Origin of the sequence: Neorhizobium sp. LjRoot104 (assembly GCF_964253725.1) — a bacterium.
Taxonomy (GTDB): Bacteria; Pseudomonadota; Alphaproteobacteria; order Rhizobiales; family Rhizobiaceae; genus Neorhizobium.
Genome location: NZ_CAXURS020000001.1, coordinates 894,155 through 915,750, shown reverse-complemented (window position 1 = coordinate 915,750; position 21,596 = coordinate 894,155). Strand labels below are relative to the sequence as shown.

Annotated in this window: 22 protein-coding genes; 14 read left to right on the top strand and 8 right to left on the bottom strand. The window is 62.0% G+C overall.

All coding sequences use genetic code 11. The features are described 5' to 3' along the window. Window positions 1–42: 42 nt before the first annotated feature. Both ACSQ8R_RS04655 and ACSQ8R_RS04650 read right to left on the bottom strand, forming a co-directional pair. Entirely contained in the window at window positions 43–636 is a 594-nt protein-coding gene (locus tag ACSQ8R_RS04655) for an NUDIX domain-containing protein (protein ID WP_436252309.1), read from the bottom strand. Continuing rightward, complete coding sequence (locus tag ACSQ8R_RS04650; RefSeq protein WP_436252308.1) at window positions 633–2,771, bottom strand: molybdopterin-containing oxidoreductase family protein; 2,139 nt, start codon at window positions 2,769–2,771, stop codon at window positions 633–635. The genes ACSQ8R_RS04655 and ACSQ8R_RS04650 overlap by 4 nt, the downstream gene beginning before the upstream one ends. An 83-nt stretch (window positions 2,772–2,854) precedes the next feature. Here ACSQ8R_RS04650 and ACSQ8R_RS04645 point away from each other — a divergent pair, with 83 nt between their 5' ends. Genes ACSQ8R_RS04645 through ACSQ8R_RS04635 form a run of 3 tightly spaced genes read left to right on the top strand, consistent with a single transcriptional unit; the run spans window position 2,855 to window position 5,068 of the window. After that, window positions 2,855–3,733, top strand: a complete 879-nt coding sequence (locus ACSQ8R_RS04645; RefSeq protein ID WP_436252307.1) for a 23S rRNA (adenine(2030)-N(6))-methyltransferase RlmJ — start codon at window positions 2,855–2,857, stop codon at window positions 3,731–3,733. Window positions 3,734–3,783: 50 nt separating this feature from the next. Next, on the top strand, window positions 3,784–4,449 hold the full coding sequence (locus tag ACSQ8R_RS04640) for a ribonuclease T2 family protein (RefSeq protein ID WP_436252306.1): 666 nt from the start codon (window positions 3,784–3,786) through the stop codon (window positions 4,447–4,449). A 22-nt stretch (window positions 4,450–4,471) separates the two neighbouring features. Beyond that, a complete protein-coding gene (locus ACSQ8R_RS04635) occupies window positions 4,472–5,068 on the top strand; it encodes a glutathione S-transferase (protein WP_436252305.1) in 597 nt (198 codons plus the stop codon). A gap of 58 nt (window positions 5,069–5,126) precedes the next feature. Here ACSQ8R_RS04635 and ACSQ8R_RS04630 read toward each other — a convergent pair whose 3' ends face one another. Then, the gene (locus ACSQ8R_RS04630; protein WP_210011322.1) at window positions 5,127–5,762 is read right to left on the bottom strand and encodes an outer membrane protein; all 636 of its coding nucleotides are present in this window, start codon (window positions 5,760–5,762) and stop codon (window positions 5,127–5,129) included. A gap of 682 nt (window positions 5,763–6,444) precedes the next feature. On the opposite strand from ACSQ8R_RS04630, the gene uvrC reads away from it, so the two are divergent. From uvrC to ACSQ8R_RS04610, 4 genes are all read left to right on the top strand, one after another. Then, a complete protein-coding gene (gene uvrC, locus ACSQ8R_RS04625) occupies window positions 6,445–8,484 on the top strand; it encodes an excinuclease ABC subunit UvrC (RefSeq protein ID WP_436252304.1) in 2,040 nt (679 codons plus the stop codon). Window positions 8,485–8,611: 127 nt separating this feature from the next. Then, a complete protein-coding gene (gene pgsA, locus ACSQ8R_RS04620) occupies window positions 8,612–9,199 on the top strand; it encodes a CDP-diacylglycerol--glycerol-3-phosphate 3-phosphatidyltransferase (protein ID WP_436252303.1) in 588 nt (195 codons plus the stop codon). After that, window positions 9,196–9,453, top strand: coding sequence for a molybdopterin converting factor subunit 1 (gene moaD, locus ACSQ8R_RS04615; RefSeq protein ID WP_436252302.1), 258 nt, complete (start codon window positions 9,196–9,198; stop codon window positions 9,451–9,453). The genes pgsA and moaD overlap by 4 nt, the downstream gene beginning before the upstream one ends. A gap of 205 nt (window positions 9,454–9,658) precedes the next feature. Further along, the gene (locus ACSQ8R_RS04610; RefSeq protein ID WP_436252301.1) at window positions 9,659–10,117 is read left to right on the top strand and encodes a molybdenum cofactor biosynthesis protein MoaE; all 459 of its coding nucleotides are present in this window, start codon (window positions 9,659–9,661) and stop codon (window positions 10,115–10,117) included. A gap of 1 nt (window position 10,118) precedes the next feature. Here the strand turns inward: ACSQ8R_RS04610 and ACSQ8R_RS04605 are convergent, their stop codons facing one another. Then, window positions 10,119–11,015: a branched-chain amino acid ABC transporter permease gene (locus ACSQ8R_RS04605; protein WP_436252300.1), complete on the bottom strand. Its 897-nt coding sequence runs from the start codon at window positions 11,013–11,015 to the stop codon at window positions 10,119–10,121. 63 nt (window positions 11,016–11,078) lie between these two features. Here ACSQ8R_RS04605 and ACSQ8R_RS04600 point away from each other — a divergent pair, with 63 nt between their 5' ends. Together ACSQ8R_RS04600 and ACSQ8R_RS04595 are read left to right on the top strand one after the other, a co-directional pair. Then, a complete protein-coding gene (locus ACSQ8R_RS04600; protein ID WP_436252299.1) occupies window positions 11,079–11,627 on the top strand; it encodes a CGNR zinc finger domain-containing protein in 549 nt (182 codons plus the stop codon). After that, the gene (locus tag ACSQ8R_RS04595; protein WP_436255380.1) at window positions 11,627–12,124 is read left to right on the top strand and encodes a hypothetical protein; all 498 of its coding nucleotides are present in this window, start codon (window positions 11,627–11,629) and stop codon (window positions 12,122–12,124) included. The genes ACSQ8R_RS04600 and ACSQ8R_RS04595 overlap by 1 nt, the downstream gene beginning before the upstream one ends. Window positions 12,125–12,214: 90 nt before the next feature. On the opposite strand, the gene ndk is transcribed toward ACSQ8R_RS04595, so the two are convergent. After that, entirely contained in the window at window positions 12,215–12,637 is a 423-nt protein-coding gene (gene ndk / locus ACSQ8R_RS04590; RefSeq protein ID WP_007769585.1) for a nucleoside-diphosphate kinase, read from the bottom strand. Window positions 12,638–12,734: 97 nt separating this feature from the next. After that, window positions 12,735–13,424 carry a glutathione S-transferase family protein gene (locus ACSQ8R_RS04585; RefSeq protein ID WP_436252298.1) on the bottom strand — a complete coding sequence of 230 codons (690 nt, stop codon included), beginning with the start codon at window positions 13,422–13,424 and terminating at the stop codon, window positions 12,735–12,737. 218 nt (window positions 13,425–13,642) lie between these two features. Between ACSQ8R_RS04585 and ACSQ8R_RS04580 the strand changes: the two genes are divergently transcribed. After that, on the top strand, window positions 13,643–14,677 hold the full coding sequence (locus ACSQ8R_RS04580; RefSeq protein ID WP_436252297.1) for a GGDEF domain-containing protein: 1,035 nt from the start codon (window positions 13,643–13,645) through the stop codon (window positions 14,675–14,677). A 135-nt stretch (window positions 14,678–14,812) separates the two neighbouring features. On the opposite strand, the gene ACSQ8R_RS04575 is transcribed toward ACSQ8R_RS04580, so the two are convergent. After that, complete coding sequence (locus tag ACSQ8R_RS04575; protein ID WP_436252296.1) at window positions 14,813–15,532, bottom strand: hypothetical protein; 720 nt, start codon at window positions 15,530–15,532, stop codon at window positions 14,813–14,815. A 217-nt stretch (window positions 15,533–15,749) separates the two neighbouring features. Here ACSQ8R_RS04575 and ACSQ8R_RS04570 point away from each other — a divergent pair, with 217 nt between their 5' ends. Then, entirely contained in the window at window positions 15,750–16,463 is a 714-nt protein-coding gene (locus ACSQ8R_RS04570) for a Crp/Fnr family transcriptional regulator (RefSeq protein WP_436252295.1), read from the top strand. Window positions 16,464–16,540: 77 nt separating this feature from the next. Here ACSQ8R_RS04570 and ACSQ8R_RS04565 read toward each other — a convergent pair whose 3' ends face one another. Continuing rightward, complete coding sequence (locus tag ACSQ8R_RS04565; RefSeq protein WP_436252294.1) at window positions 16,541–17,428, bottom strand: hypothetical protein; 888 nt, start codon at window positions 17,426–17,428, stop codon at window positions 16,541–16,543. Window positions 17,429–17,596: 168 nt separating this feature from the next. Between ACSQ8R_RS04565 and ACSQ8R_RS04560 the strand changes: the two genes are divergently transcribed. The 3 genes from ACSQ8R_RS04560 (at window position 17,597) to ACSQ8R_RS04550 (ending at window position 21,545) form a co-directional block, all read left to right on the top strand. Further along, the gene (locus tag ACSQ8R_RS04560) at window positions 17,597–19,480 is read left to right on the top strand and encodes an ABC-F family ATP-binding cassette domain-containing protein (protein ID WP_436252293.1); all 1,884 of its coding nucleotides are present in this window, start codon (window positions 17,597–17,599) and stop codon (window positions 19,478–19,480) included. A gap of 187 nt (window positions 19,481–19,667) precedes the next feature. After that, window positions 19,668–21,026, top strand: coding sequence for a TadE/TadG family type IV pilus assembly protein (locus ACSQ8R_RS04555; protein WP_436252292.1), 1,359 nt, complete (start codon window positions 19,668–19,670; stop codon window positions 21,024–21,026). Further along, window positions 21,027–21,545: a TadE/TadG family type IV pilus assembly protein gene (locus tag ACSQ8R_RS04550; RefSeq protein WP_436252291.1), complete on the top strand. Its 519-nt coding sequence runs from the start codon at window positions 21,027–21,029 to the stop codon at window positions 21,543–21,545. The last annotated feature ends 51 nt before the right edge of the window (window positions 21,546–21,596 follow it).

The window sequence follows — 21,596 nt, the reverse complement described above, 5'->3', positions numbered from 1 at the left end:
CTGAAACAACAGGCGAGGCAGATAATTTTATCGCTCCCGCTTTCAGCTTGTAAGCGAAGCCCGATTGATCACCGCCCATTGCAGCAGCATGATCGTCTTGGCGTCGATGATATCGCCGGAGCCGATCATCGCCACCGCCTCGCCGAGCGGCAGTTCCAGCACCTCGATATCCTCGTGCTCCTCGGCCAGACCGCCGCCACCATTGATCCGGTCGGACAGGTCGATCGGCGCATGGAAGAAATGCACGAGCTCGGTGATCGCCCCGGGCGACATGAACGCCTTGAAGACAAACCGCACATCTCTCAAGCGATAGCCGGTTTCCTCCATTGCTTCACGCCGGATCGCATCCTCCGGATGGTCTTCGTCAAGCAGCCCGGCGGGCACCTCGACAATCCAGGGCGGCTTGCCGGAGAGATACGCGGGCAGCCGAAACTGCTTCACCAGCACGACCGTGTCACGCCTAGCGTCGTGGAGAAGAATGCAGGCGGCCTCGGACTTATGGTAGATTTCCCGGTGCAGGCGGTGCGTCTCGCCGCCGCGATCGGTGTAATCGAGCTCGTAGTTTGACAGCCGCGTCCAGCCGTCCGACAGCGTCTTTTCGCTGACGATGTTCACCCGATCATTCCGCTCGGTCATGCCAGTTCCTTGCGAAGCCATACCTTGTTGTCGTGGAAGGCGGCGCCGCCATAGGGCGCCACGGCATCGGCGCCGGTCAGCACGTTGATGCCCTCGCCGTCGAGATGTTTGTGGTTCGGCCACAGCCCTTCGGCGATCAGCACGCCCGGCCTTGCGCCGGCCACCAGCTTCGCATGCAGGCGGATTTCGCCGCGCGCGTTGCCGAGCCGGACGATATCCCCGTCGATTATGCCGAGGCGTTGCGCGTCGGTCGGCTCGATCATCACTTCCGGCCGCCCTTCCCGCTCATAGGAGCTTTTCGTCTCGGTAAAGGATGAGTTGAGGAAGCTGCGGGCCGGCGAGGTCGCCAGCCGGAACGGGTGCGCCTCGTCGGCCACCTCGATGACGTCGACCTGATCCGGGAAGACCGGCAGTTCGGCGACCGGTCCCAGCGGCCCGACATTTTTCGGCGGCTTGTCCGGCGACGGCCCGTTCGACCAGTCCGGACGAAAGCGGAATTTGCCGTCCGGATAACCGAAGCCCTTGATGTAATGGGCGGTTTCGAAATCCGGCTGCGCGTCGATCCATTTTTCGCGCGCAAGGTCGTCGTAGCTACCCCAATGGCTGGCTTTCAGGATGCGGTCGATATGCTGGCGCTCGTCGAGGCCGAAACCGGGGAAATGATCGACGCCGAGGCGTTTGGCCAGCTCTTCGATGACGAAGAGATTGGTGCGCACGGTCGATGGTGGTTCGACCAGCTTCGGCCCGAGCAGGATGTGCTGCTGCCCGCCTGCGCGGTAGAGGTCGTCATGCTCGACGAACATGGTGGCCGGCAGCACGATGTCGGCGACTTCCGCCGTATCGGTCATGAACTGCTCATGGACCGCCACGAACAGGTCGTCGCGCAAAAAACCCTGGCGGACGAGGCGCTGTTCGGGCGCAACGTTCATCGGGTTGGTGTTCTGGATCAGCAGCGCCGTCACCGGCCCGCCGCGGCGCAGGGCTTCCGCATCGCCGGTCAGCACCCGGCCGATCTGCGACTGGTCGAGCTGGCGGATATCCGGATCGGCATAGGCCGTGCCCATCAGTTCCGCCTTGTTGAGCCGGAAAATCTCGCCGTTGTTGTGGAAGGCGCCGCCGCCCTCGTATTGCCAGGCGCCGAGCACGGTCGAAATCGACAGAGCCGCATGCATGGCGACCGTGCCATTGCGCTGGCGGGCGAAACCGTAGCCCAGCCGGAAGAAGGTCTTTTTCGTCGTACCGACGAGTTTGGCGAAGGCCTCGATCTCCGCGGTCGACAGGCCGGTGATGGCGGAGGCCCATTCCGGCGTCTTCGTCTTCAGATGGTCTTCGAGGCCGGCCGGGTCATCGGCATATTGCGCCATGTAGGCCCGGTCGGCGTAACCGTCGCGGAAGGCGACGTGCATGACGGCGCAGGCGAGCGCGGCATCCGTGCCGGGGCGCACGGTCAGCGCCATGTCGGCCTGTTTCATCGTCGGGTTGTCGTAGATGTCGATCACGACGATTTTTGCGCCGCGTTCCTTGCGGGCCTTCACCGCATGGGTCATCACGTTGACCTGGGTCGAGACGGCATTGGTGCCCCAGATCACCACGCAATCGGACTTCGCCATCTCGCGCGGGTCGGGACCACGCAATGCGCCAGTGCCCATCACATAGCCGGTCCAGGCCATGTTGGTGCAGATCGTGCCGAAGAAGCCGGAGTATTTTTTCGCGTGCCGCAGCCGCTCGATCGAATCGCGCTGCACCTGGCCCATCGTGCCGGCATAGAAATAGGGCCAGACCGCCTCGGACCCGTGTTTCGCCTCAGCCTTCACGAAGGCATCGGCGATCTCGTCGAGGGCTGCCTCCCAGGAAATCTCCTGCCAGTTCCCTTCGCCCTTGCGGCCAACGCGGCGCTTCGGATGCATCAGCCGGCCGGGATGGTAGAGCCGTTCGGTATAGCGGGCGACCTTGGCGCAGATGACGCCGGCCGTGTAGGTATTGTCCGCCGCACCGCGCACCCGGCCGATCCTGCCGTCGGCGGTGAGATCTATATCCAGCGCACAGGCCGAGGGACAGTCGTGCGGACAGACGGTGTGTCCGACGGAATTGTGGCCGAGGGTGCTTTTCGCGGTGATCGGGGTCGCAACGTTCATGGCTTTTCTATATTGCAAGCTGACGTCCGCAAAAAGCGTGATTTGCAGCGCATCAATTTAATTCAAGCGAGACACCAGCAACGATGAACTACCGGCACATCTATCACGCGGGCAATTTCGCCGACGTTCTGAAACACGCGGTCCTGGCGCGGCTGATCCGTTATGCCCAGAACAAGGACAAGGCTTTTCGCGTGCTGGATACCCATGCCGGGATCGGGCTCTACGACCTTTCGTCGGACGAGGCGCAGAAGACCGGCGAGTGGCGCGACGGCATCGGTCGGCTGATGGAAGCCGAACTGCCGGCAAAGGTCGCCGACCTGCTGGAGCCCTATCTGACGGCTGTCAGGGACTTGAACCCCGGCGGCGCGCTGAAACTCTATCCCGGCTCGCCAAAACTTGCCCGCATGCTGTTCCGTCCGCAGGACCGGCTGTCGGCGATGGAACTGCATCCGGACGATTTCAACCGCCTGCACAATCTGTTCGAAGGCGATTTCCAGGTGCGCGCCACAGAACTCGACGGCTGGCTGGCGCTCGGCGCTCATCTGCCGCCGAAGGAAAAACGCGGCATCGTACTCGTCGATCCGCCTTTCGAGGAGGAAGGCGAATACAAGCGGCTGGTGAAGGGCCTGTCGACCGGCTGGCGCCGGTTCCAGGGCGGCACCTACTGCCTCTGGTACCCGATCAAGAAGGGCGCCCCGCTCAAGGCCTTCCATGACGAGTTGAAGGCGCTGGAAATCCCGAAGATGCTGTGCGCCGAATTGACCGTTCGAAGCGACCGCGAGACGACCGGGCTCTCCGGATCCGGCCTCATCATCGTCAACCCGCCGTTCACGCTGAAGGACGAGTTGCACGCGTTCCTGCCGGTCTTGAAAACCATCCTGGCGCAGGACCGGTTCGCCTCGCAGCGTGCCTTCTGGCTGACCGGCGAAACCGCCGACGGCGACCTCGATTCGGACGCTTGACCGGGCGGGCCTTCCCGCCCATGGTGCCGCGCATTGCAGGGGGCCGGCCGATGACCAACCGATTTATCGCTTTCCTTTTTCTCGCGTTTTTTGCGTCCCCGGCATCCGCCCAGGAGCGGCGCCCGGATTATGCGGGGCAGTTCGATTTCTACGTCCTGTCGCTTTCCTGGTCGCCGACCTTCTGCGCTTCCCAAAGCGGGGGCAAGAGCGGTAATAAAAACGACCAGCAATGCAGCACGGACAAGGATTTCCGCTTCATCGTCCACGGGCTTTGGCCGCAATACGAAAAGGGCTATCCGGATTTCTGCGAAACGAAGGAGCCGGGCCGCGTTCCGCAATCGCTCGGCGAGCCGCTGTTCGACATCATGCCGTCGATGGGCCTGATCGGCCATCAGTGGCGCAAGCACGGAAGCTGCACGGGCCTTAGCCAGCGCGATTATTTCGGCAAGCTCCGCGACGCCTTTTCGCGGATCAAACTGCCCGCCGACCTGTCCCGCGGCGATGCGGCCGTGACGCTGTCGGCCGACCAGATCGAGGAGAAATTTCTTGCCGCCAATCCGGGCATGAGCCGCCGCGGCATTTCGACGAGCTGCGAGGGCCGGCAGCTCGAGGAAGTGCGCATCTGCCTCAGCAAGGACCTGCAATTCCGCGATTGCGCCGAGGTCGACCGCGACGGCTGCCGGATCAGCCAGATCACCCTGCCCCCGGCGCGCTGAAAATTATCGAGAGGACAAGACCATGAAGCTGCTTTATTCCCCGGCCTCGCCCTATTCCGCCAAGGTGCGCATGGCGGCGCGCCATCTCGGCATCGAGATCACCGAGGTGAAGACCGATACCAACGCCGCCCCGCCGGAACTCATCGACAACAACCCGCTCGGCAAGATCCCGGTTCTGATCCGCGAGGGTGAGCCGCCGATCTACGACAGTATCGCGATCATGCACTGGCTCGACCGTCAGTCGGGCGGCAAGCTCTACCCGAAGAAGGATGCCAAGCGCACCGAGGCCGAAGTGCTGGAAGCGCTCTGCGACGGCATCATGGATTGCCTTCTGGCGATCGTCTACGAGCGTCGCTCGCGCGAAGAAAGCAAGGTCCATCAGCCCTGGATCGACAAGCAGTGGAGCAAGGTGGTGCGCGGGCTCGACCATCTCGAAAACAACCTGCCGAAGACCGGCAGGAAGCTGCATGGCGGCCATTTCGCGCTGGCCGCGACGATCGGTTACCTCGACCTGCGCTTCAACGGCCAATGGGCCGAGGGCCGGCCGGAGCTTGCCTCCTGGCCGGATGTCTTCGCCAAGCGCTTCGCCTCCTACACCGCCATGAAATCGGCGGCGTGAAACAAAAAAAGCCCGGACCGAAGCCCGGGCTTTCCCCAGCCTGTTAAGGCTATCGAACTTAGAACTTCACGCCGATACCAACCTTGACGCTGTGATCGTCGAAACCCTTCGAGACCGAACCGGAATCGAGCGAGTAGCTGTCCGAACCGTAGTCCGTGTAACGGTATTCCACACGAGCGGTGATGTTGTTGGTGACGAAGGCTTCGGCACCGGCACCAACCGTGTAACCGACGCCGGTCTTGTTGTCGGATGAGGTAGCGTCGCGCAGTTCGTTGTCCTGCAGGGCAACACCGGCCGTACCATAGATCAGGAAGGGGTTGAGGTCGTAGCCGACGCGGCCGCGAACCGAGCCGTTCCAGCCAGCCTTGCCTTCAAAGCCGTCGTCCGTGGTGCTCTTCGTGCCGTTGTAGCCGACGTCTGCTTCAACGCCGTAGACGATCGAGCCGCTCTGGAAGTTGTAGCCCGTATAAGCACCGCCGCCGAACTGGCCGTCACGGTCGCCGCTACCGAAGCGGCCCCAGTCATACTGACCATAACCACCGAGATAGAAACCCTGCCAGCTGGCAGCCGGGGCCGGCTCTTCGACTGCAACCGGAGCCTGCGGAATTTGTTCGACGGCATCAGCGGCATTGGCCGCAGAGATGGCGATGAAGCTGGCTGCCGAGGCCATCAGAGTTGCGATGAGAGTACGCATACATTTTCTCCTTTTACTGCTGCGCCGGGAATTCGCCGCGACAACATGGTTGGCGACACATTTGTTCCCTGCTCGCTGAAACGGAATGTGGAGGTCAATTGAGGAATAGAAAGAGCCGAAATGTGAATTGATTGTGGCGCACAGAAGGCCAAAATTTGATGTTGCTGTATCGCAACACACGTTTGATTAACCTTAATCAATACTTACTTTGAATATAAATATTTTTACATTCATAAATTACTTCTTAATACGGAAGAACAACTCAGTCAATACACATGCCGGCATGAGCCGGCGCCACCGCCGCTCGCCGGGTTCCATTTGTATTCGCAGCAAAACCGGATCGGTCGGCTGTAGAAACCGAAATCTGAGCAGAAACACGGACGTATTTCCCCTCTCCGCAGGCGGGCGGCTGGAGCCGGCAGCGCCTGCCGCCGGATTTCCGCCTTAAATATTCCACCCCGGGAACGGCCATTTCGGCCTTCGTCAAGAGCACAGGGCGGAATTCTCGCCAGCGCTTTCAAAATCCGCATCGAGACACTATTTCTCCGGCAGCGGCCTTCGTGCAGGGAGTCGGGCTGCTTCAGCGCAATATTTTGACAAGCTGCCGGTCGCCTGCACATGTCATGGGCGCGTGGTTCGAATCGGTGATGGCCGGATGTCGATATCCGGCGGAGACTATGGAATGAACGGAACGAAGCTGCCCGACGGCGGCGTTCTCTATGACGAGACGGAAGAAGACGACGATGATGTGGTCGTGGCAGAACCGAGCCAGGGCCCCGCTGCGCCCATCGATTGGAACGAGGGCTGGAAGAACGAGACGGGGCTGAAGGGCGCCGACCTGATCGCCGAATTCGTCAAGCACCTGCCGAATGCGCCGGGCGTCTACCGCATGTTCAACGATGCGCAGGACGTGCTTTATGTCGGCAAGGCGCGCAGCCTCAAGAAGCGCGTCGGCAATTATGCGCAGGGCCGCGTCCATTCCAACCGCCTTGCCAGGATGGTGCGCGAAACCACCCATATGGAATTCGTCACGACGCGGACGGAAACTGAAGCCCTGCTGCTCGAAGCCAACCTCATCAAGCGCCTGCGGCCGCGCTTCAACGTTCTGCTGCGCGACGACAAGTCCTTCCCCTATATCATGATCACCGGCGACCACCGGGCGCCGGCGATCTTCAAGCATCGCGGCGCACGCGCACGCAAGGGCGATTATTTCGGCCCCTTCGCCTCGGCGGCCGCCGTCGGGCGCACCATCAACTCGCTGCAGCGCGCCTTCCTTTTGCGCACCTGCACCGACAGCGTGTTCGAGACCCGCACCCGCCCCTGCCTGCTCTTTCAGATCAAGCGCTGTTCGGGCCCCTGCACCCACGAGATCAGCGACGAGGGTTATGCGGAACTGGTGGGCGAGGCCAAGGATTTCCTCTCCGGCAAGAGCCAGAACGTCAAGTCGGCGATCGCCCGCCAGATGGCGGAAGCCTCCGAAGACCTCGATTTCGAGCGCGCCGCGATCTATCGCGACCGGCTGGCGGCGCTCTCCCACGTCCAGAGCCACCAGGGCATCAATCCGGCCGGTGTCGAGGAGGCGGACGTCTTCGCCATCTACAACGAGGGCGGCCTCTCCTGCATACAGGTGTTCTTCTTCAGGACCGGCCAGAACTGGGGCAACCGCGCCTATTTCCCGAAGGCCGATCCGCAGCTCTCCGGCCCGGAAGTGCTCAATGCCTTCCTGGCGCAGTTCTATGACGACAAACCGGTGCCGAGGCAGATCCTGCTGTCGGAAACCGTCGAGGAACAGGATCTCCTCGCCCTCGCCTTTTCCGAGAAGGCGGGCCACAAGGTGACGATCTCCGTGCCGCAGCGGGGTGAGAAAAAGGACCTGACAGACCATGTTCTCGCGAATGCCCGCGAGGCGCATGGCCGCCGGCTGGCGGAAACCTCGTCGCAGGCGCGCCTGCTGCAGGGGCTCGCGGAGACCTTCGGGCTATCCTTCGTACCGCGCCGGATCGAAATCTACGACAACTCGCATATCATGGGCACCAATGCGGTCGGCGGCATGGTCGTGGCGGGGCCGGAAGGGTTCGTGAAGAGCCAGTACCGCAAGTTCAACATCAAATCGACCGACATCACCCCCGGAGACGACTTTGGCATGATGCGCGAGGTGATGACCCGCCGTTTCAGCCGTCTTCTGAAGGAGGAAGGCATTCCGGACCGCTCCACCGCTGCCGGCGCCAGCGCCGAGGATGCGGCCGACGCCGCCTTCCCCGCCTGGCCCGACGTAATCCTGATCGACGGCGGCCAGGGCCAGATGACCGCGGTGCGCGCCATTCTCGACGAACTCGGCATCCGCGACGTGGTGACCGCGATCGGCGTCGCCAAGGGCGTCGATCGCGATGCCGGCCGCGAGCGGTTCTTCGCCGACGGACGATCCGACTTCTCGCTGCCGCCGCGCGACCCGGTGCTCTACTTCATCCAGCGCATGCGCGACGAGGCGCATCGCTTCGCCATCGGCTCCCACCGGGCGCGGCGCAAGAAGGAGATGGTCAGGAACCCGCTCGACGAAATCTCCGGCATCGGCCCGGGCCGCAAGCGCAAGCTGCTGCAGCATTTCGGCACGGCGAAGGCGGTTTCGCGCGCGGGCCTGACCGACCTCATGGCGGTCGAGGGAATTTCGGAGGCCGTCGCCAAACAGGTCTACAACCATTTCCACGAGAACCGGGCGGGATGAGGAATTATTCGCCGCCGATCAGCCACCCGAACCCGTCCGACGCAATCGGCTGCAAAAAAGCCGCGAAACCCTGTTGACGCTTCGACCTCAACACATCAACTAGGAGCAAACATCCGGAAGGCTCCCCATGGCGTCGCGCGCGTACAATATTCCCAATCTTCTGACCTATGCGCGCATCGTGGCAGTTCCGATCATCGTCGGCTGCTTTTTCATCGAGGGACAGCTTGAAAGCTCGGACGTGGCACGCTGGACGGCGCTTATTCTCTTCGCCGTCGCCTCGATCACCGACTATCTCGACGGTTATCTCGCCCGCATCTGGAACCAGACATCGAATATCGGCCGCATGCTCGATCCGATCGCCGACAAGCTGCTGGTCGCCGCGGTGCTGCTGTTGCTCGCCGCCGACCAGACGATCGCCGGCTGGTCGCTCTGGGCGGCAATCACCATCCTCTGCCGCGAAATCCTGGTGTCAGGCCTGCGCGAATATCTGGCCGCGCTGAAGGTCTCCGTGCCGGTGACGCGCATCGCCAAATGGAAGACGACGATCCAGATGGTGTCGATCGCCTTCCTGCTTGCCGGGCCTGCCGGCGACAAGATCCTGCCCTACACGACCCAGATGGGCATCGTGCTTCTCTGGCTCGCCGCGATCCTGACCTTCTACTCGGGCTATGATTATTTCAAGGCCGGCGTCAAACATCTGGTGGACGAAGAATGACCGTCAAACTCGTCTATTTTGCCTGGGTGCGTGAACGGATCGGCAAATCCGAGGAAGACCTCGACCTGCCGGCAGGCGTCGTCACGGTCGGCGATCTGCTCGCGCATCTGACGACATTAGGCGAGGAATACGAGAACGCGCTGCAGTTCCCCGACGTCATCCGCGTCGCCATCAACCAGGAACACGCCGAACACGACGAACCGATCGCCGGCGCTCGGGAGATCGGCATCTTTCCGCCGATGACCGGGGGGTGATCGGGATGGCGGGGCGAACCACACGCTCCCTCATTCCTGTGCTTGTCACAGGAATCCAGCGCGCCCAAGTCCTTGGGCGTAGAAGACTTGCCTCCGCGAAAACGTTCATTCACGGCGCAGACGCGCCGTGGCTGGATTCCTGTGACAAGCACAGGAATGAGGGAGTACTCTGGTTGGCCGTCGCGGCCCACGGCGAGGCATTCAGATGACCACCCCCAGCATCCGCGTCCAAGCCACCGATTTCGATCTGCAGGCCGAAATCTCCGCCCTCACCGCCGACCGCAAGAACATCGGCGCGGTCGTCACCTTCACGGGCCTCTGCCGCGACGAACAGGGCGCGCTGTCAGCGCTGGAACTCGAACATTATCCCGGCATGGCCGAAGCGGAGATGCGCCGCATCGGCGAACTCGCCATCGAGCGTTTCTCGCTCATCGGCCTCACCGCCATTCACCGCTTTGGCAAGATCATGCCCGGTGAAAACATCGTGCTGGTCATCGCCGCCGCCCCGCACCGGCAGGCGGCTTTCGACGGTGCAAATTTCGTCATGGACTTCTTGAAGACCTCGGCCCCCTTCTGGAAGAAGGAACACGCCGCCGACGGCTCTCAGGGCGACTGGATCGCCGCCAAGGATGCGGACGATACCGCCCGCGACAAGTGGCGGTGATCTACGGCACCACCCGCTCCCGTCGGCTCATCACCAGAACCATGACCAGCACCGCGACCACAAAAAGGTCGCGCCAGACGATCGGGCCGTAACCGCTCCAGAGCGTTTCGGCGAGCCCTATGACGGCGGCCCCCGCCGCCGAGCGCAGCGGGTTGGAGTGGCCGCCGGCTGCCGCGATCAGCACCACTTTCAGACCGAACAGCAGGCCTGCGCCAAAATCCATCGTGCCGTAATGGGAGGTGGCGAGCACGCCGCAGATGGAGGCGTAGAGCGCTGCCGCCGCGTAGGCCGTGACGAAAACCCGTGCGGAATTGGTGCCCGAGAGTTCAGCCGCGAGGGGGTCGTCCGAGACCGCCCGCCACATGCGGCCCCAATGGGTGCATGCCAGCACCAGATAGCCCGCTCCGACGGCCGCCAGCATGATGGCGATGTTGATCAGCTGGATCAGCGTCAGCGTCACCGGAAAGCCGTCCGCGTGCCAGAAGACGACCGCGTCGTTGAGGAAGGGCGGCAGCCACAGTTCGCGCGTATCGGCGGCGATCCGGGCGCCCTCCATCAGCACCATCAGCACGCCGAGCGAGGCGACGATGACCGCATTCGGCGAGATCCTTGCCAGCGGCCTCATCACCAGCTGCCCGATCGTCACCCCTGCCCCGATGCCGCCAGCAATACCCGCCGCGGCACCCAAAGCCAGAGCCGCGGGCAGAACCAGCCACAGCCGGTTCCAGCCGAAATGGGCAAAAAGCAGATAGAGATGGCCGGAGAAGGCGAAGATTGCGCCATAGGTGATGTCGGCCCGCTTCGTCACCGCAAACGCGATCGAATATCCGAAGGCGAGCGTCGCATAAAGCACCGCCAGCGGAAACGCATTCGCCAGTTGCTGCAGCAGATAGGCCATGGGCACTCCGATAGCGGCCACGAATATAACTGGTCAATGGCAGTTTACCAGTTATAATATCGCATGAGCTTTTCCTGGACCCCGCATCGTTTTGCCGGAGGCGCGCTGGCGCTGGATGTCGCCAACAGCGTCATCCTGCGCTTCGACCCGACACGCAGCGTCGACCGGTTCGCCGAGCCGCAGCAGATGGACGCCTTTCCGAAGGCGGCCGAGAAATTCTCCGCCGAGCGGGCGCTGTTCGGCGATCTCGCACCCATGCAGCCCGACAACCACACTCCGTTCATTGCGCTGCGTGAAGCCATAGACCGCTATTTTCGCGCCCGGGTGCTGGGCGACGATGCACAGGCACTGCTTGCCGATTTCCTCGAAGCTACGGCGGTCATCCTGCGCCGGGCGGAAAGGAATTCGCTGGAAGCAGCGACCGCCCATTCGGCACTCAGGCTGCTTGCCGGCGAAGAGATTTCCCGCATGAAGATCTGCGGAAGCTGCGGCTGGCTGTTCATCGATCGCAGCCGGAACCGCAGCCGCACCTGGTGCGACATGGCGGTTTGCGGCAATCGCGTCAAAGCCAACCGCCATTATCATCGCAGGAAAAAGGAGGCCGTCCCATGATGCGCCGGCTTGTGGTTTTCAGCCTTGCGGCCCTTGCTCTTGCGGCCTGCCAGCGGCAAACGGAAAAGCTGGTGGAGGTGAGCGGGCATATCTTCGTGTTCAACTACCGGGTCGCCAGCGCCACCTATCTCGTAACGCTCAACAAGACCGGGCCGATACCGGACGGGGCCGTGGTGATCGCCAAATTCGATGACCCCGCCGGCGGCGATCCGATCGTCGTCAACGAAAAAATCTTCCCCGCCTGGAACAAGATCACACTGCAGAGCCCCAATGTCCGGTGCGTGCGCAAGGACAAGCCGTATTTCGTCGATATCAGGCTGGTGGATGCGAGTGGCGGCACGTTGCAGGAGTTGAGGACCCGGCTCGTCTCCGATGTCGACCAGTCGGTGCTTCCCAGCAAGCCGCTGGTACTCGGTGCCGGCTACGAGCGGAACCCGGAGGTCTTCAAGCCGGACGGGACGGTGGACTACGGCCGGGACGACGACTGCCCTGCCTGAAGCGGCAGACGCCAGCCGAATATCCCAAAACGAAAAAACCGGGGCCAAAACCCCGGTTTCATCAAAATCTTCCGTCGAGACGGGCTGAAATCAGCCGACGATCTCGGTTTCGGAGAACCAGTAGGCGATTTCCTGGGCGGCGGTTTCCGGAGCGTCGGAACCGTGGACCGAGTTTTCGCCGATCGAGAGAGCGAAGGTCTTGCGGATGGTGCCTTCGTCGGCGTTGGCCGGGTTCGTGGCGCCCATGATCTCGCGGTTCTTCAGGATGGCGTTTTCGCCTTCCAGGACCTGGACGATGGTCGGGCCGGAGGTCATGCCTTCGACGAGTTCACCGAAGAACGGGCGTTCCTTGTGAACGGCGTAGAAGCCTTCGGCTTCGCGCTTGCTCATCCAGACGCGCTTGGAAGCGATGACGCGCAGGCCATTGTCTTCAAACACCTTGGTGATGGCGCCCGTCAGGTTGCGCTTGGTGGCATCCGGCTTGATCATCGAAAACGTGCGTTCAATCGCCATTGTTCTATCCTTCGTTTCCTGTGGCCCCGTGATTAAGGGGGAAAGTGGGCGGTCTTTACCCGCCCCTCTCGCTGGAAACAAGGGGGTTCGGGCAATTTCACGCCGCTGTCACACTGCGTCCGACGCCATTGTGCAGGTCGAGGCAGCGTTCGAACCACAACCCGACCGGGTCGTCATCGGAAAACACCTTGGTGCCGGCCGTGACGCGCATCCACTGCAGCGCGCCGAACAGGATGTAATCGACGAAAAGCGGGCGGTCGCCGCCGATAAAGTCATGATACTTCAGCGCATGACGGATCGGCTCCAGCTTCGGCGCGAAACCGTCGATCTCCGCCTGGCGGCTGGCGTCGATCTCTTCGAGCGTCCTGCCGAGCCGGGCCTCGCGGCTGGTGCGGAAATAGACCTGGTCCGTCTCGCCGAGCATGTCGTGAATGTTCTTGACCGCGATCCTGGTGATCGCGGTATGCACCACCATCTGGGAAAACCCCTCGACGAAACGGGCGAGCGCCTTGCCGGCCTCTCCGCCGAACAGCGTCGGGCGGTCCGGATAGGTCTCTTCCAGGTAAAGCGCGATCTCGAAACTGTCGCGGATCAGCTCGTTGCCGTCCCTGAGGATCGGCACGGTCTTCGAAAACCCGCCTTCGAGGCTGGGGATCTCGGTAAACGGTGTCGGCTTCTCGATGAAATCGAGGCCCTTGTGGGCGAGCGCCTGCACGACTTTCCAGCAATGCGGCGAAAACGGGCGGCTCTCGTCGGCGCCGCAGAGCGAATAGAGTATACGGGTCATGGCAGGCTCCTGATCCGGGTGTTGGGCCGGCGATATTGAAAGCAAATTCTCGTTTGAATCCAATCAGGAAATTTCATGGATCGCATTCGATCGACCATTTCGGCGATCTCTTAACCGTAACGCCCGAGGATCCGGCCCTTTTTAGCAAATGTTAAAAGCCGCGGCCGCATGGCTTGTCGCACTATCGAACAAACCGGATCAAACTGTGGGGACGAGACATGGCGGGCGAAGCGAACAGAACGGGACAGGATCGCGGCCTGCAGGCTGTCGTCCAGCTCATGGCGAAGCTGGACGTGAGCGGCCTGCCGCGCAATTACGAGCTTTTCCACGAGGCGCTCCTCGGTGCCGACCCCGCCCTTTCGCGCGAAGTGCTGGCGCTCCCGCCCGGTCCTTCCCAAACGGTGCTCGATGAGATGGGGCTGCGCCATCAGCTCCCCTCTTTCGTCGCGCTCATGCCCGTCAGGGGGCGCGATCAGGAAATAAAGCTGCTGCTGGAACTGCGGGACAAGATGGCAAGCGGCGTTACCCAGAAGAAGGGTTTTACCCGCGTGCTGGAAACCGTCGCCCGCAGCCTGCGCCAGGACAGTACGGCCGGGCCTGAGGATATTCTCGCCGAAATCGAATACCTGAGCGTCTCGCTCTCCGATGCCGTGGTCGCCGAAACCGAGCTGGAAGCGATCCTCAGAGCCGGCGCCGACCGTCTCGTCAAGGCCGAGCGCGAGGCCTCGGCTGCCCGCTCGGTGACACTGCGCGACCGGCTGACCTCGCTGCCGAACCATGCCGCTCTCGCCGAACGGCTGGAGGCGCTTTATGGCGTGGATGCCGACAGCCGCGATACCGCGCTGTTCCTGGTAACGATCCCCGACCTTCCGCACCTCGCCCGCACCTACGGTGAACCCGCCGTCAACCGGATCATCAAAAAGGCGGCCTCGATCTTCCGCAAGGCGATCAAGAAGAACGATTTCCTGGCGCGCATCGGCAAGGGCGATTTCGCCTTCGTCTTCCGCGACGTCGGCCGCGACAGCGTGCAGCCGATCGCCGAACGGCTGATCGCCTCTATCACCGACAATCTCGTCTTCGCCGCCTCCGACGGCACGAGCGGGATCGGTCTCTCGGTCGGCGCGGCGCTCACCGCCGACGCCTTCTCACCGCAGGAGCTCCGCCTCCAGGCCGGCACGGCGCTTGAAGCAGCCAAGGCCAACCCACGCCTGATTGTCGCACTTCACGGCGGCGCGGCGAAACGGACGTCCTAGGGCGATATATCTCCCCGACCAGAAGGCCGCGGTTTCCCACGGCCTCCAATTTATGAACGAGGACCGGTTGCCGGCTGGGGTAACGCGTCCGACCACCGATCCTGTTGAAAAGCCGACGGCGGGCAGCCGGAGGCGTTATGCCGGCATGAACTGGTTCTGCTGCGTGAACCGCACGGAAACGTCCGTGATGCCGGTAAAGCTCACCTCATAGGCCGACGAAGAGGTGGCCGTGTCGATCACCTGGCCTTCGACGAAAGAGCCGGCGAGAATGTAGTATCTCGGTTTCGGAGTGAACTGATAGACGAGGTTGGGCTCGAGCTGGACGGCGATGGTCGGCTTGCGGGCCATGGCGATGCCGACATTGACGTAGACGCTCTTGCTGGTCTGCACCGGGACGGTCGGAATGGTGCCGTCCGCCTTGGCGACGATAAGACCCTTGACACCGTCGGAGGGACCCTCCGGAAAACCGGGGGCACCGTAGGGGAACGGCCCCTGATAGGTCACCGGCACCGTATTCTGGCTGTCGATCATGACGCCGACCGAGCTTGCGGTCTGGAAGGAACGCGGCGAGCCCGCGGAGCCCAGCTGCTGAATGTAGCCGACCGTCAGGGAGTAGTCGATCGTCCAGTTGAACGACGACGTGCTCGGCTGGTCCGGGCTGCCGGCCGCGGCGCCGCCGACCATCCAGGCAAGCGACAGCGGATCGACCGACGGCCCGATGACCTGGGGGATCGTCTGGAACAGGGCGAACTGCTGCCATTTCGCATTCTCGTTCAAAACCGTGAGGCTGTAAGGCTGTCCCGCGGCCTGCGCGCGGAAGGCCTTGATCGAGTTCTGGCCCATATAAATCGTCATAATACCTCTCCTCTTTGGGTTTGCCGCACCACACCACGCGGTGACGGCGTTTGCGCTCCCGGCATCTCTTTGTGCGGAATGCCTTGGCACAAACACAACCTAGAATATTTAAATCTCAAGATATGTAACCAATGCAACAACCCTAGTTTGCATTATTGATAAATATCTGCCCAACGGACGCTAACCGCGCTTCCGGTCACAGGGTGGTCAAGAGCACATGAAAACAACGAAGAATCAGAAAATCTCGGATGAGATGAGAAAAATAGAATTGTTCAGCGCCGCAGATGAATCCGTTATTTCGTCCTTTGCGCGAAGAATAAATATAAATACATACAGAGATCGACAATCGCTGTTCTTCAATGGAGATTCATGCGATACACTTTACATTATACTTTCAGGCGGAATTTCTCTTTATTTTATATCCGAGGAAGGCAACGAGGTGATCTTTTCGGAACTTCAGCCGGGGGACGCCGTCGGCGAGATCGAGTTCGCTCTCAACTACCGGCATTCCTCGAACGCGGTCATCTGCGGGGCGACGCGGCTGCTCGAAATCGACCGCAAGACATTCAACGAGCTTTCGACGATCCCCCAAGTCTCTTCATATCTCATGCGGACGATCGCCAGAAAGCTCCACCGCACCATGATGTTTGCGGAGGGAATGGCGCTTTACCCGCTGGAGACGCGCCTTGCGCGTCTTCTGCTCGACCTCGGCGCCGCCCACGGACGATCGACGAGCGACGGCATCCTCATCGAAAAACCGATATCCCAGAGCCGGATGGCCCAACTCATCAATGCCAGCCGGCCGCGTATCAATGCGCAGCTCCAGGCTTGGAAAAGCGAACGGCTGATCGGCATGCGGCAGCACCGGATCATCATTTTCAACGAGCGATCACTGCAAATCATCTCGCGCCATTCAGACCCTGCGGCCTGAATGGCGCGGATGCCTCTGCGGGCACCGGACCGATGCGGAGATGCCCCCGACGCCACCGGCCCGGGATCCGGGGTCGCTTACGGGCAGCCGTTCTTGACGATGGCGATCAGGTCGGCGGTATCCTGCGTGAAACTCGGACCGTAAACGTGGTCGGGCGCACCGTTGGAGACGACGCTGACTGCCTTATGCACGTTGTCGGCCGTTACGAACCAAGCCCCGCCGCTGGCACCACCGCCATACATGGGATGCGGGCGCGCATCGTAGGCGGTGCCGGCCTGCACCGTGATGCGGGCCGTTTCCCGATACATGTAATTGCCGCCCTCGAGCCTCCCGGGGTAGCCGGTGATCGTCACGTCATCATCCACGTGGGCGCCGTCGATGGCGAGTTCGTATTTTCCGACGGCGGAGGCTGCGGTGGTGCGCATCACGGAATAGTCGAACTGCGAACTTGCCAGGCTCGGCGGGTTGTCCGCGATCTCGGTCCAGCGCAACAGCACGGCCGCCCTGTCCATGTGGTAGAGCGTCCCGCCGCCGTTGGAATATCCCTGATAGAAGCGGATGTTGCTCGCCGCCAAACCGCCTTTCCAAAGACTGTGGGCGGCGCCGATGACGATATTGGCATCCGCGACGAATTGGGCACTGGCGGAATAATCGTGCCCGCCGCGCGTGTAGACCAGTTTGCCGCCATATTTGTAGGGCGCTTCGCCGATCGGCGCCCGCTCCGCATCGCCCACGAGACCGTCTTCGCGGTCGCTTCGAGACCAGGCCGTGGGCGGCGTCTGTAGCATCTCGCCGTCGGGAATTGCATTGGCAATTCTTTCCGGCGTCCAGTATTCGGCAGCCCCCGCCACCAGATCCGCGCCGCCCGGGTTCCAGCACGTAAACTCCACCGCCCCGGCGCCGAGCGGCATCATCATGGCGGATGCCGACACCAGCGCCGCCCAAGTCCATCTTCTCATTCTCATGGCATTCGCTCCCGATTGAAATTCAGCGTGATCACCCACGCCTGACGGCAGTGCCGCCGCAATCATCTACCAGAGCGTGCATCTGCCTTCTGTTTCCCTCGGAACAGCGAGATACCAACCCGCCGGCCGCCCTTGCCAACAAACGGGGTTTCGGCCAAAACCGCCGCCATGATCACGATTACCGAACTTTCCGCCCGCATCGCCGGGCGCCTCCTCCTCGACAATGCCAGCGTGACGCTTCCGGCGGGCACCAAGGCCGGGCTCGTCGGCCGCAACGGCGCGGGCAAATCCACGCTGTTCAAGGTCATAACCGGTGAGCTCGGCTCGGAAACCGGTTCGGTCTCCTACCCGAAAAACGCGCGTCTCGGCCAAGTGGCGCAGGAGGCGCCGGGTACCGAGGATTCGCTGATCGAAATCGTGCTTTCCGCCGACAAGGAGCGTGCCGCGCTGCTGGCCGAGGCTGAAACCGCAACCGACCCGCATCGCATCGCCGACATCCAGATGCGGCTCGTCGATATCGACGCGCATTCGGCAGAGGCGCGCGCGGCCAGCATTCTCGCAGGTCTCGGCTTCTCCCAGGAGGCCCAGTCCCGGCCGGCCTCGTCGTTTTCGGGTGGCTGGCGGATGCGCGTGGCGCTCGCCTCCGTCCTGTTTGCCGAGCCCGACCTGCTGCTGCTCGACGAACCGACCAACTATCTCGATCTCGAAGGCACGTTGTGGCTGGAAGACTATATCCGGCGTTATCCGCATACCGTCATCATCATCAGCCATGACCGCGACCTCCTCAACAACGCGGTCAACGCCATCGTGCATCTCGACCAGAAGAAGCTGACCTTCTACCGCGGCGGCTACGACCAGTTCGAGCGGCAGAAGGCCGAGGCCGACGAATTGCAGACCAAGGCCAAGGCCAAGAACGAGGCGGCCCGCAAGCACCTGCAGAGCTTCATCGACCGCTTCAAGGCCAAGGCCACCAAGGCCCGGCAGGCGCAGAGCCGCGTCAAGGCGCTGGAGCGCATGGGTACCGTTGCAGCGGTGATCGAGGACCACGTGCAGCCGATCACCTTTCCCGAGCCGGGAAAACAGCCAGCCTCGCCGATCGTCGCGATCCAGAACGCCGCCGTCGGCTACGAGCCGGGCAAGCCGATCCTCAAGAACATCACGCTGCGCATCGACAACGACGACCGCATCGCCCTGCTCGGCTCGAACGGCAACGGCAAGTCGACCTTCGCCAAATTCATCGCCAGCCGCCTCAAGGCGGAAAGCGGAGATATCCGCCTCGCGCCCAACCTGAAGATCGGTTTCTTCGCCCAGCACCAGCTCGACGATCTCGTGCCGGCGGATTCGCCCGTTGCCCACGTGCGCCGGCTGATGCCCGATGCGCCCGAGGCCAAGGTTCGCGCCCGCGTGGCGCAGATGGGGCTTGCGACGGAAAAGATGGCGACGGCCGCAAAGGACCTGTCAGGCGGCGAAAAGGCGCGACTGCTGATGGGCCTCGCCGCCTTCCATGCGCCGAACCTGCTGATCCTCGACGAACCGACCAACCATCTCGACATCGACAGCCGCCGGGCGCTCATCGAGGCGCTCAACGACTACGAAGGCGCCGTCATCCTGATCAGCCACGACCGTCATCTGATCGAGGCAACCGTCGACCGGCTGTGGCTCGTCAACAACGGCACCGTGTCGAATTTCGAAGGCGACATGGAGGAATACCGCAACCTGATCGTCAGCTCCGGCAAAAAAAAAGACGAAAAGGTTGAGCTGACCGAAGATCCGTCCTCAAAGGCGGACCAGCGCAAGGCGAATGCCGAGAAGCGCGCATCGCTGGCGCCGCTCAAGAAAAAGATCAACGAAATCGAGGCTGTAACCGCCAGGCTCGAGAAACTGATCAAGGCTCTTGATAAAGAACTTGCGGATCCCGTCCTCTACGAAAAAACTCCCGCCAAGGCGGCGCAGAAAGCCAAGGAACGTGGAGAAGCCGCCGCAAAACTCTCTGCCGCCGAAGAGGAATGGCTGATGCTGTCGTCGGAATACGAAGAGGCGATGGCGAGCTGACCTCGTTCCGCCTGGAAATTCCACCTCTTAGCGGCGGCCAGCTTGCCGAACCGGCGGGCGGTATCGTCGGCGCGGAGATCCCGGCGGGATATCGCCTGGGGCCTAGCACCCGCAATGCGATTAATCATTAAATTAGGAATACATTATAATATTGGCCGAATATTCACAGGGATGATTTTCCGGCCTTATGTCCAATCCGCGGCGGCTTCACGCTCTTTCTGGCCTGCTCGCGGATCGCCGCGGCAATATTGCCATCATGTTCTCTCTGCTTCTCGTGCCGCTGATCACCGCCGTTGGCGCCAGTCTCGATTACGTCCGGGCCTATAACGCCCGTTCGAAGATGCAGGCCGATCTCGATTCCGCTTTGCTCGGCGCAGTGAAAAGTGTCGGAACACTGGACAATGCCGCGCTGAAGACGCGCATCCAGGAGTGGTTCGCTGCCCAGACCGATCTCGGGAACGGCGGTTACATGCTCGAAGAAATCGACATCGACACATCGAACCGTAAGATCACCGCGACGGCCCGCACGACGGTGCCTACGACACTACTCAAGATCGCAGGCATAGACGGCGTTGGCGTGGCCACCTCCTCGTCGGTCGAAGGTCCGGGCCGCGCCTATCTCGACGTCCATATCGTACTGGACAAATCCGCTTCGATGCTGCTCGCGGCGACGAGCGCCGGTCAATCCAGCCTGATGTCCTCACAGGCCAACTGCGCCTTTGCGTGCCATACGCCGGAAGGGGCGACCTTCACCTACAAGAGCAAGACCTATAACAATGTCTACGACCTGTCGGTCGCGATGAACATCAAGCTGCGGGCCGACGTCTCGGTGGACGCCGCGCGCGAAGTGCTCGACCTGATCGACACGGCAGACGCCACCCATGAGCGTATCAGGGTCGGCCTCTACACCATCGGCAAAACCACGACACAGGTATTATCGCCCACCTTCTCGACCTCCGCGGCCCGCACGAAGCTGAACGACAAAACCAGCGGCATGACGAGCGCGACCTCGGAAGACGCGACATATTTCGACACGTCGCTGACAGCCCTCAAACCCATGATCGGGACGGCCGGCGACGGAACCACCAAGGATGCGCCGCTGAAGCTCGTGCTGCTTCTGACCGACGGCGTCCAGTCGGAGCGCAACTGGGTGCTGCAGGGCAATTCCGGCATCCGCTTCCCGACATCGAAGAGCTCGCTGCAGACCGTCGTCACCCCGGTCAATTCCAAGTGGTGCAAGCAGGTGAAAGACGTCAACGCCACCATCGGCGTTCTCTACACCGAATACCTGCCGATGACGTGGGACTGGGGTTACAATGCGACGCTCGGCAAGACGATGAGCAGCAGCGGCTTCAGTTCGATCTGGGGCGGTACGATCGCGTCCGGCAAGAGCAGCAGTACCCGGACCGCCTATATCCCCAAGGCGCTGGAAGAATGCGCAACCAGCAGCGACCTTTTCCTGCAGGCGAACTCCGCCGAGGAAATCGAGGAGGGCCTGTCGTCCCTGTTCAGGCAATATCTCTCCAAGGTAAGGCTAACAAGCTAGATGATGCCGCTGCACCGTTTCAAAGCCCTCTTACGGAACGAGCAGGGAACGGCCGCGGTCGAGTTTGCGCTGCTTGTGTTGCCGTTCTTTGTCTTCCTGTTTTGCATTCTCGACATGGCGCTGATGTTCTTCGTCGACAGCGCGCTCGATTCGGCCCTGCATATGGCCGCCCGTTCCGTCGGGGTCGGTAGCGCCTATTCGAACGGCTGGGATCTCGCCACGTTCAAGAGCAATGTCTGCAACGGCATGGCGCTCGCGTTCAGTTGCGAGGACGAACTCCTGGTCACGACCACGACGATGTCCGACTTCTCGTCTATGAGCTTCACGTCGCCCGTCAGCGGCGGCATCCTGTCCGTGACCGAGAGCTTTTCGCCGGCAGGCTCGGGAGACTACGTCATGATCCAGGCTTTCCTTCCGTGGAACAGCCTGCTGGCCGCCATCGGCGCGGACGTCAACACGCTCGCCGATGGCACCTACGTGCTCTCCGCTTCGGTGGTTTTCAGAAATGAACCCTTTTGAGAAATCGCGCGATGGCACGAAGGCATGATCCCGACCACCGGCAATGTAACC